The 11429-nt window shown below is 61.2% G+C and carries 5 protein-coding genes; 4 read left to right on the forward strand and 1 reads right to left on the reverse strand.

Translation table 11 applies throughout. From position 1 onward, the window contains the following. Positions 1-114 precede the first annotated feature (114 nt). The 4 genes from WAW39_RS19235 (at position 115) to WAW39_RS19250 (ending at position 10696) form a co-directional block, all read left to right on the forward strand. Entirely contained in the window at positions 115-7377 is a 7263-nt protein-coding gene (locus WAW39_RS19235) for a thioester reductase domain-containing protein (RefSeq protein WP_422320787.1), read from the forward strand. Between the two features lie 346 nt (positions 7378-7723). Beyond that, positions 7724-8755 carry a hypothetical protein gene (locus WAW39_RS19240; protein ID WP_422320788.1) on the forward strand — a complete coding sequence of 344 codons (1032 nt, stop codon included), beginning with the start codon at positions 7724-7726 and terminating at the stop codon, positions 8753-8755. A 51-nt stretch (positions 8756-8806) separates the two neighbouring features. Beyond that, positions 8807-9286 (forward strand): YpsA SLOG family protein, encoded by a 480-nt coding sequence (locus WAW39_RS19245; protein WP_422320789.1) that lies wholly within the window; start codon positions 8807-8809, stop codon positions 9284-9286. A gap of 93 nt (positions 9287-9379) precedes the next feature. Beyond that, positions 9380-10696, forward strand: coding sequence for a sodium:proton antiporter (locus tag WAW39_RS19250; RefSeq protein WP_422320790.1), 1317 nt, complete (start codon positions 9380-9382; stop codon positions 10694-10696). Between the two features lie 402 nt (positions 10697-11098). Here WAW39_RS19250 and WAW39_RS19255 read toward each other — a convergent pair. Next, positions 11099-11429 (reverse strand): hypothetical protein (locus tag WAW39_RS19255; RefSeq protein WP_422320791.1); only part of this gene is annotated, 331 nt, incomplete at its 5' end.

The raw sequence follows: 11429 nt of genomic DNA on the forward strand, positions 1-11429 counted from the left end.
TTCCTGGAGTCTGCGGATGAATCCCTCTCTCTGAGCGACATCTGCGCCGCGGCGAGCCGCAGGCGCACGCACCATGAATTTCGTCTCGCAGCGGTGGCAAGCACACGTGCCGGGATGAGCGCCGCACTGTCCGCCTATTTGAGCGGAGAGCAGCCCCCCGGACTCAACGTTGGGCAGCCAGTCAAAAACGCCCGCCTCGTCTTTGTCTTCAGCGGTCAGGGGCCGCAGTGGTGGGCGATGGGGCGTGAACTTCTGGAGCAGGAGCCGGTGTTCCGCGAGATCATCCAGACCTGCCATGATGAACTGCTCAAGCTCGGCGGCTGCTCGCTGCTGGATGAGCTGCGTCGTGATGAAACGACCACGCGGCTGAACGAAACGCAGATCGCGCAAACGGCGCTCTTTGCCCTGCAGGTGGGGCTGGCGGCGCTGTGGCAGTCATGGGGTGTGCGCCCCTATGCTGTGGTAGGACATAGCATGGGAGAAGTCGCTGCGGCGCATGTGTGCGGCGCGCTGTCTCTGCCGGAGGCGGTGCGCGTGATCCACCATCGCGGGCGGTGCATGGAGAAGACACCGCTGCGCGGCAAGATGATCGCCGCCGCGCTGACGCGTGAGGAAGCCGAAGCCCTCATCTCCCCGTATGGCGAGAGAGCGTCTCTCGCGGCTGTGAACGGCCCCAAGATGGTGTCCATCTCGGGTGACAGCGATGCGGTGGATGAGATCTTCCGAGAGGTGGAGCAGCGTGCGCTTTTTGTGCGCTACGTGCCGGTGAACTACGCGTTTCACAGCGCCCACATGGACCCGGTGAGGGAGGAACTGGCCGAGTCGCTGGCAGGCCTGCAGCCCCAGACGGGCAAAGTCAAAATCTTCTCCACCGTCACCGGAAAGCTGGCAGAGGGCACCGACTACGACGCGGAGTACTGGTGGCGCAATGTGCGGCAGAGCGTGCTCTTTGCCCCGGCCATTGATGCGGTGATCGCCGCAGGACAGACGCATTTTCTTGAGATCAGCCCGCACCCCGTGCTGTCCAATTCGATGTCCGAATGCCTCACCACGGCGGAAGCCATCGGGCTGGTGCTGCCATCCCTGCGACGCCAGAAGCCGGAGCGCGCCACGCTGCTGGGCACACTGGGGGCACTGCATGTGAATGGTCATGAGGTGGACTGGCAGGGACTCTACCCGCAGGCGAGCTCCGCGATTCGCCTGCCGGAATACCCCTGGCAGAAGGAGCACTTCTGGCATGAGCCCGCGTATTCGATGAATTTGCGGACGCGTCCGCAGCTGAATCCGCTGCTCAAGCTGGCACTGCAAAACTTTCAGCCCACCTGGGAAACTGCGCTGAACAAAAACGTACTGACCTGGCTGAAGGACCACCGAGTGGGCCAGCACCTCATCTTCCCCGGTGCAGGCTATGTGGAGATGGCGCTGGCCGCCGGCCGTGAGCTGCACCTGGAAAAGCCGGTGCTCGTTGAAGAACTCGAAATCCATCGCGGCTGCATCCTGCCTGCAGGGGATGATGTGCCGCTGGTGCAGATCTCCTGCCAGCCGGAGGAAAACACCTTCGTCATCAAGAGCACCCTCACCGAGGACCCGCCGAACTGGACGCAGCACGTCACCGGACGCATGCGAGCCGAGCCCGAGCGCCGACAGCCTGCGCCGTTTGATCTTGCCGCGATCCAAAAGCGCTGCGTGTCGGAACTCGATGGCAAAACTTTTTATCAATCTGCCGCCACTGCGGAGCTGCACTACGGCCCGCAGTTTCAGGCGCTGACGCATGTCTGGGCGGGCCAGGATGAAGCCCTCGGCCGCATCGAACTGCCCGCCGCTGTGGTGGCGGAGATGGACCGCTACATCGTCCATCCCGCACTGCTGGACGCGTGCATCCATCCCACGATCGCGATTCCGGCGGATGGTCTTTACCTCCCGGCGCGCATGGAGCGCATCCGCTGCTACTCCAGGCCCGGTGCCAAGGTGTGGGCCTATGTGCGCAGGACGCAGGCGATCGCGAAGAAGATCATCGTCATCGATCTCTTCATTCTCGATGACGACGGCAATGTGCAGCTGGAGATCACCGACTTCCTCTGCAAGCACACCGCCATGAGCAGCGCGCCCGGCTCCAGCGCACAGGCAGACTGGCTGTACCAGTCCGAGTGGCAGCTCAAGCCGCTGGCCGCAGCGCCCAGCGCACGCACGCCTGCTGACTACCTGCCAGACAACGCCGAGCTGGCAGCAAAGCTGCGAGTGAGTGCTGCTGATTTCAGCACGGCGCTAGGCATGAACGTGCGCTATCAGGAATGGGAGCCGCGCTTTCTGCAGCTGTGCCGCAGCTCGATTCTCGCGGTGTTCAAGCAGCTCGGCTGGCGCCCCAAACCGGGCGAGACTTTCACGCTGCCCGCCTTGCTGAAACGCACGAAGGTGCAGCCCGCGCATGAGCGCTTTGTACACCGCCTGCTCATCTTGCTGGAGCCGGACGGCTGGCTGCAAGCTGTGCCATCTGCTGAAGCACCTGCATGGACGGTCACGGCAAAACCGGCATCACTGAATCGCGACAAGCCCTGGCAGGACTTCGTCTTCCATTTCCCGGCCTTCCATCCCGAGCTCATCCTGCTGGACCGCAGCACCGACGGACTGGCTGATTTACTGCGCGGCAAGAGCGATGCCGCAGGCGTGCTTTCCGCGAACATGCTGGAGCACTTTGAGGCGGCGTCCGTCTTCACGCGAGTTTACAACCATGTCATTGGTGAAGCGGTCAGCGCAGCGCTGGCGAATCTTCCCGAGGGACGGCGCGCGCGCATCCTGGAGATCGGCGCAGGCACCGGCGGAGTGACCGCCAGCGTGCTGCCATGCCTGCCGCAGTCGGGTGTGGAGTACTGCTTCACGGATGTCTCGGACCGCCACTTTGATCAGGCCGGGAAAAAATTCAGCGACTACCATTCGGTGCAGTACCGCGTGCTGGATCTAGATCTCGCGCCGGCTGAACAGGGTTTTGCTGACGAGCGTTTTGACATCGTCCTCATTTCCAATGCGCTGTCATTGACACAGAACGTGCAGCAGTCGCTGGGACATGTGCGCCAGCTGCTGGCCTCCGGCGGACTGCTCATGGTCCTGGAGCTCGAGCGAGCCACACCCTGGCATGATCTGGTATGCGGCACGGACGCACGCTGGTGGAACTTCCAGGACTCGGCGCTGCGCGCGCATCATCCTGTGCTGCCTGCCATCGACTGGCTTCAGATCATCGCCGCAGCAGGCTTTGCCAGCGTGGAAGCGGTGGCTGATGCCTCCAACCAAAGCCAGAGCGGGCAGGTCGTCCTGCTCGCGCGTGGTCCGGAACTGCCGCAACTTGCCGGCGTCGTGGATGAAGCGCCTGCGGAGGCTGGCCACTGGCTGATCCTAGCCGATCAGCAGGGCCTTGCACCATCACTCGCGGAGGAGTTGCGTCAGCGAGGCAACACCTGCCGCGTGGTCACCGCTGCGGACACCTTCGAGCGAATTTCTGCTGATGACGTCAAGCTCCGCGCATCCGCAGCCGAAGACTACACACGCCTGCTTTCCGACCTGCCGCCAACCGCGCCCCTGCGAGGCGTCATCCATCTCTGGAGTCTCGACGCACCGGCGGGCGCGGACATCACGACGGATGAGATTGTGCAGTCTCAGGCACTCGTCTGCCACAGTGCGCTCCATCTGGTGCAGGCGCTGATTGCAGCAGGCCATGTGACGCTGCCCGGCCTGTGGTTCGTCACGCGTGGCGCGCAGCCTGCTGGTGAGAAAACTTCTGCGGTCTCTCTCATGCAAGCGCCGCTGCACGGCATGGCCCGCGTGATTATGAGCGAGCATCCGGACCTGCACTGCCGCAGCATTGATCTCGATGCCGCTGCTGGCGCGCAGGACCGTGCGATTTTGCTCAACGAACTACTCCATGCCGATGAGGAAACCGAGATCGCCTGGCGCGGTGAGGCGCGGTATGCCCACCGTCTGGTGCATGGCTCGCTGGATCATCTGGCGCAAAGCAGCACGTCCACGCTCAACGCTGAGCAGTGCTTCCGTCTTGAGTCTGCCAAACCTGGCTCCTTGGACAAGCTGGTGTTCCGCGCCAAGGAGCGCCGTGCGCCCGGGCCGAATGAAGTGGAGATCGAAATCTGCGCTGCTGCGCTGAACTTCCGCGATGTGATGAAGGCGCTGGGCATTTATCCCGCCGAAGCTGCGGATGCGATGCTGCTTGGCGATGAATGCGCCGGACGCATTGTTCGCGTGGGTGCCAACGTGACGCAGTTCAAACCGGGAGACGAGGTCATGGCGCTCGCGGCCGGGTGCTTCGGCACGCACGTCACCACGGTCGAGTATGCGGTATTGATCAAGCCCGCTCACCTCACGATGGAAGAGGCGGCCACGATGATGGTGACGTATTTGACCGCCTCCTATGCGCTCACGCATCAGGGGCGCATGACGAAGGGTGAACGTGTGCTCATCCATGCCGCCACCGGCGGCGTCGGCCAGGCGGCGGTGCGCATCGCCAAGGCCACTGGGGCGGAGATTTTTGCCACGGCTGGCAGCGCGGAGAAGCGTGCGTTCTTGAAGAAGATCGGCGTGGAGCATGTGCTGGATTCACGCACGCTGGCCTTTGCAGGGGAGGTCATGCGCATCACGAATGATGAGGGCGTGGATCTTGTGCTGAATTCGCTGGCGGGTGAAGCCATCCATCAGAGCCTTTCGCTGCTGCGGCAGTATGGCCGCTTCCTTGAAATCGGCAAGCGTGACATCTATGGCAACACAAAGGTTGGGCTCTTCCCCTTCCGCCATAATCTTTCGTATCACGCGATCGACCTCGGTCATGCGCTCGATCCGCGCAATTCGAAGTCCATCATGGGCAGCCTGAAAAAGCTGTTTGGTTCGCGCAAGCTTCCTGCGCTCCCCTATCGCTCGTTTGCGCTGGCGGATGCGGCGCATGCCTTCCGCTACATCACGCAGGCAAGGCAGATCGGCAAAGTGGTGCTCACCATGGCGGATGCCAAGGTCTCGCTCAGCGCCGACACAGCGGATGGGGCGCTCCAGTTGAATCCTGATGCCACCTACCTCGTGGCGGGCGGACTTGGGGGCTTTGGCCTGGCCATGTCGCAGTGGCTTGTGAAGCAAGGCGCGCGACATCTTGTTCTCTCCAGCCGCAGTGGTGCCTCCAGTGATGAAGCCCGTGCCGGCGTGGCCGCAATGCAGGCCGCGGGTGCCGAAGTGACGGTGATCAAGTCCGACGTGAGCGATCCTGCCAGCGTGACCACGCTGCTGCAGGAGATCGCGCAGTCTCACCCGCCGCTGCGAGGTGTCTTCCACGTTGCGATGGTGCTGGATGACGGGCTGATTTCGCAGCTGAATGCGGAACGGTTCACCAAGGTCACCACGCCCAAGATCAACGGCGCGTGGAATCTGCATTTGCAGACGCGGGGACTGGCGCTCGATCACTTTGTCATGTTCTCCTCGGTGGCATCCATCATTGGCAGTCCCGGCCAGGCGAACTACGCTGCTGCGAACGCCTTTCTGGATGCACTGGCCAATCACCGCCGCATGCAGGGCCTGCCGGGTCTCACCATCAACTGGGGCGTCATGGCGGGTGTCGGTTACGTGGCGCGTCACAAGAAGCTTGAGGAGCACTTTGCCCGCATCGGCTGGTCTGGCATCACACCTGTGGAGAGCCTGCCCATTCTGGGCCGTCTCATGCAGCAGCCTGCCATCTGCCAGATGATGGTCTCGCGCATTGACTGGTCCAAGTGGGCCTCCGTCACACCAGCCATCATCGCGACGCCGCGCTATGCGCTGCTGACCACGGAAGATGCGCTCAGGCAACATCAGTCCGACGATTCCAACTGGCTGCGCGAGGCCGTGCTTGGCGCCGCGCCTGCGGACCAGCCGGGCATTTTGGACACCTTTTTGCGCGAGCAGGTGGCCAAGATCCTCCGCACCACTCCCGGCAAGATTGACTCCAAACGTCCGCTCAATGAGATCGGCATCGACTCGCTCATGGCGGTGGAGCTCATCCATCAGATTGAAAGTCAGACTGGCATCGCCATCCCCACCGGGCAGCTCATGGGTGGTGCGCCAACGGTGCAAAAACTCGCCGAGATCCTGCTCAACTTGATGACCGGCGGCAAAGCCGAGCCTGCCGCGGCCACGTCGGAATCTGCGGCGCTTGTCCCTGCTGAAAATGACATGGTGCAGGATGCAGACCTCGCCCGTTGGAACATTCCTTTCGCCACGGGGCATGTCTCGGCAGCACAGATCCAGCAGCCGCAGTGCCTCTTCCTTACGGGAGCGCTGGAATTCCTCGGCGCCTATCTGCTGCGTGATCTTTTGCTGAAGACCCATGCCAAGGTGTACTGCCTCATTGGCGCAGCAGACACTGCCGACGCCGTGCAGCAGATCGAGGCGCATTTGCAAAAGCATGGCTGCTGGGAGGAGTCCTTCCGCGCCCGCATTATCCCGGTCCTGGGAGACCTCGCGCTGCCCTTGCTCGGTCTTGAACCCGCCGCCTTTGATGAACTCGCCACCACGGTGGACAGCATTTATCATACAGCATCACACATCAACCACATTGCCGCCTATGCACAGCTCAGGACGATCAATGTGAGCGGTTCTGTGGAGATCATCCGTCTGGCCGCCCAGGGCAGGCTCAAGCCCGTGCACTACCTCTCCAGTGTCAGCATTTTCGCCGCCGGTGAAGCCATGGATGGACAGCCGCTGCGCGAAGATTCGCCGCTCCCGCTGCATGAGAAACTCGTCGTAGGTTACAGCCAGAGCCGCTGGGTTTCCGAGCAGCTGTTTGCGCAAGCCCGTGAGCACGGCCTCCCGGTCCATGTGTACCGCCCTGGCCTGCTCGTGGGTGATGACCGCACCGGCATCTGCCCCGCTGACAATATCATCTGGACCTTCCTCAAAACCTGCCTGGCCGCAGGCGTGGGGCCAGACTCAGGAAACAGCACCCTTCTAACACCCGTCGATTTCGTGGCCGCAGCCATCGTGCGGCTCTCGCTCAATCTCACCGGTACCGGACGCAACTACCACCTCATCAATCCCGCCGCCCCGGGCTTCCGTGAGGTGCTGAAACTCACGCGTGACTTCGGCTACTCCATCCAGGAAGTGCCAGAGGCGCAATGGGAGGCAACACTTGCCGGCGGCCTGGGCGTACAACAAAACCCCATTGCCGTGTACCAGCTCTTCATTCCGCGCCAGGTGCTCTTCAATCTGACTCAAGAGCGCTCCTCCGAATTCTACCACAATGCGCTGCAGGATCTTGAGGGCAGCGGAATCACCTGCCCGCCGATCAATCAGGCCCGCATGAACCTCTACCTCCAGCACCTCTCAAGCATCGGCTTCCTGCCACCCGCCGGGACCTGAAGTGCTCCAATTGCGACTACCGCTCCGTAAAGCGGCGCCTATTGAACCTTGCGCAATGGACTGACAAGCAGAGCATTTCTGCTGGAAGTGGACTCAGTGCCTGAATGCGGCAAACTCGCAGCGGGGCTCATTGCAGACGCTGCTGGCGGGATAAAAGTGTGGCGGAGTACTGGGTTTGCTTCCCAGACTGGCTGCCGGAACCCAGGGGAGCACTCGCTAAAGCTCGCCCCCCTAGGCTATATGACGGAAGGCCGTTGGCCTTCAAGGCAAGGAAGTCAGTCTATCGCACAAGCCTCAAATAGGTCCGCCTTGATAGTTGGAACGCGAAGTGCGACACAGCGCCGGCATGAACGAGATCACCAAGCGCAAAAACTTCATCCCCGTCACCGATGAGCTGATCGAGTACCTCGATCAGTTCGGGCGCTGCTACTCGCTGCCCACGCAGTATGATGAACTGCGCAACTTCTCCGAAAGCTACCCTCTCTTCGACAAGGAGGGCAATGCCACCTACTGGAGCAGCGTACTTTATCCGCGCGAGCTGCAGAAGGAGCTCTATCCCAAGCTCACCAGCATCTACTCGCAGCTCCGCACGGGGGACTTCCATGCGGTGCCGCACCTCTTCGTGGAGCGTGTAGACTACTGCGAATTTGGCAACTCCCGCCCCTTCCGAGTCCGGGTGGTGAACCAGTACAATGACAACTACGACCACTTCTACGTGAAAACTGCGGACGCCTCCCGCGTCTATGGTCTGGAGCTGGAGCACCTGCTCTCCCCGAACCGCATCAACTATCTGATGCACCGGGGCGGCACCCTGGTGGAGGAGCACATCGCCGGTGTGCCGGGAGACGCCTTCATCCGCGACTACCTGCAGCGTCCTGACTTCAACGGTGTCCGTCTGGCCAAGGAGTTCGTGAAATTCAGCGAACGCTGCTTCATCCGCCTTCTGGGCGACATGCGCAGCTACAATTACGTGGTGGACATGACGCCTGACTTTGAGGAGGTGCAGTACCGCGTGCGTGCCATCGACTTCGACCAGCAGAGCTATGAAGGGCGCAAAAGCCTGTACCTCCCGCAGTTCTTCAAAGAGAACAACCCGGTGGTGCAGCTCTGCTCCTCCTGCCTGAACTACCCCACGATGAAGCAGTACCAGGAGGAAGAGCGCAGCCTCATCTCCCGCCGCTACCTCTCCGAGCACCAGCGCATCACCTCCCTGCTGCACTGCATGAAGAACAATGCGGTGGAGCCCTTCGAAAAGGTCGTGCAGCTCCGCTCCGAACTGGGTGAATACCACAACTCCCATCTGTTTGATTCCTGCAAATCCATGGGTGAAATCGTGGAACGCAATCTGGACCTGATGCTGGGACGGCACCTGGAATAAAGCGAGATCGTGCTTGCCGTAGACGCAGTCCTGATTTCTTCTGAACGTTCCATGGCTTTCAAACTTGTCATCATCACCGGCGCTCAGATGGGCGTCGAACGCGCCGCTCTGGAGTGGGCGTTGAAATACGAATGTCCCCACGGCGGCTGGTGCCCGAAGGGCCTGCTCGGATCTGCGGAAACGCTGGACCCGCGCTACAAGCTCAAGGAAGGCGAGACGGAAAACGTGCTGGAGGCTGTCAGTTCCAACGTGCGTGATGCGGAAGCCACCCTGGTCTTTACCCTCGCCGCCAAGGCCGCAGGCACCGCCCAGAAGGCCGTCAGCACCGCCCGAAAGTTGAAAAAGCCCGTCCTTCACGTGCACCGCGGCATCCTCGGTGTTTCTGAGAAGATCGTGGCGTTCATGGACAAGTATTACATCCGGCGCATGCACATCACCGGGTCCGCAGACACCGATGAACCCGGCATCAGCGACTGGGCGATCGGCGAACTTGAGAAAGCCAAGGGCATTCTGGACCGTCGTCCGGAGTAAGCTCTCCCCAGCCTCTTTCCCGAGGATTTTACAGCTTTCGGCCCACCGATTGCGTCTATCCACCTGTACATATCTCCAGCCATTCCCTGCTGCATGTTCATCCTCGCCAATGCCCCCGCCCACGCCGCACTGCCCCCCATGGGCATGCTGGCACCATTTGCCATCCTGCTGCTCTGCATCGCCCTGATGCCGCTCTTTGCGGCGCACTTTTGGGAGCATCACTACCCAAAGGTCGCCGTGGGGCTGGGCCTGGTCACCACCGCCTACTACGCCTTTGTCCAGAACGACTGGCACCCGCTGCACCATGCCGCGCATGAATACGTCAGCTTCATGGCCCTGGTGGGCTCCCTCTTCGTCATCTCGGGAGGCATCAACATCCGAGTCAAGGGCGAAGCCACCCCGTTCGTCAACACCCTCTACCTCCTCATCGGAGCCGTGCTGGCCAACTTCATCGGAACCACCGGAGCCTCGATGCTCCTGATCCGTCCGTGGATCAAGATGAACAAGTTCCGCATCACCCATTTCCACATCGTCTTCTTCATCTTCATCATCAGCAACGTCGGCGGCTGCCTCACACCCATCGGCGATCCGCCGCTCTTCCTTGGCTTTTTGCGTGGCGTTTCCTTCTTCTGGGTGCTGCAGCACTGCTGGCAGGCCTGGGCGCTTGCCGTCACCCTGCTGCTCGTCGTCTTCTTCATCTTCGACACGCGCAACTTCTCCCGCATCCCCAAGGAAATTCGTGAAATGGAAACAGCGCATGAAGACTGGCTCTTCCGCGGCCTGCTGAACATCCTGTGGCTCGGTGTGGTGCTTGCGGCGGTCTTCCTGCCCAAGAGCGTTCAGGAGACCACCCTGCTCGGTGTCTTCTCCATCCCCGCCCTGATCATGTTTGGCGCGGCCGTGGCCTCCTACTACACGACCAAGCCGGAGGTGCATGACGCAAATGACTTCAATTTCGGCCCGGTCAAGGAAGTCGGTTTTCTCTTCGTCGGCATCTTCCTCACCATGATCCCCGCGCTGCAGATCCTGCAGAGCGGCGAGGCGCTGCAGATCAACTCGCCCATGCAGTATTATTTCACCACGGGTGCGCTTTCCGCCTTCCTGGACAACGCCCCCACCTACCTTTCCTTCCTCGCCGCCTCGATGGGCCAGGAGCATCTCTCCGTCGATTCCCCCGCCGACGTGATAAAGTTCGCGGCCGAGCATGCGCCGCATCTCATTGCGATCTCACTCGGGGCGGTGTTCTTCGGAGCGGGCAGCTACATCGGCAACGGTCCCAATTTCATGGTGAAAGCGATCGCGGACAAATCCAAGGTCCATGCGCCCTCTTTCCTGGCCTACATGTTCCGCTTCTCGATTCCCATCCTGCTGCCCATTCTCATCTTGGTGGGGTGGATCATGGTGAAGTGAACCGAAGTTCCAAAGTAACTTTTCAGGTCCCTGCGGAGGCCAAAGTACTCTCCCGAAATCTCTCCCCTCACCCAGCCTCTCCCCGAAAGAGATGTGGAGCAGCGGTGCCGTGGGCGGGGAGAGGAGATTCGCGCTGGAGCACTTGGAAACTTCATTGGAGCCGCAATGCGCTCCCCTTTTCCGAGGAGGGTATGGCTTGGGGCATGCTTTCTTCGGAGAACCGTATAGAAGCGAAGATAGCGGAAGTTAAAGGTTGAGTGAGGGGCAACTGAAAATGCGCGGGAGCGCACATCGGCCGCCCCTCACCATGCCGACTTTAGAGGGGTCCTGAATAGTCACCTTCCAGTTCGCCCCCCCCTCACCGAACTTGGAAGTTCGGTTTACGTTCCGGATTCGAAGGGGCTACTCGTTCAAATAGATCGTGGCACCGCGTGGGGGTCTGCGAGTCCATTTGAACCATGAAGGCTTGCTGGCGTCCACAATCGCCCGGCGCACGGTCGTTTTTGGCTTGGCTGCTGACTTCGGCTTCGATTCTGCAGCCGCTGCAACCTTCGCCTTTTTGGCAGGACGTTTGGGCTCCACCGTAGCCACATCGGGAATCGTGTCGACGCCGATAGGGATCGCGCTTTCGGTGGCGGCGAGCGAGCTTTCACCAATGATTTGGACTGGTGTTCCCGGCGGCGTTTCCTTGAAGAAGATGGCGGCCATTTTGGTGGGCAGCCGAATGCAGCCG

The organism is Prosthecobacter sp., from assembly GCF_049294395.1.
Taxonomy (GTDB): Bacteria; Verrucomicrobiota; Verrucomicrobiia; order Verrucomicrobiales; family Verrucomicrobiaceae; genus Prosthecobacter.

Coding starts and splice junctions, on each gene's coding strand:
- WAW39_RS19235 (WP_422320787.1), top strand. CDS start 115: ATGAGCGCCGCACTGTCCGCCTATTTGAGCGGAGAGCAGCCCCCCGGA.
- WAW39_RS19240 (WP_422320788.1), top strand. CDS start 7,724: ATGAACGAGATCACCAAGCGCAAAAACTTCATCCCCGTCACCGATGAG.
- WAW39_RS19245 (WP_422320789.1), top strand. CDS start 8,807: ATGGCTTTCAAACTTGTCATCATCACCGGCGCTCAGATGGGCGTCGAA.
- WAW39_RS19250 (WP_422320790.1), top strand. CDS start 9,380: ATGTTCATCCTCGCCAATGCCCCCGCCCACGCCGCACTGCCCCCCATG.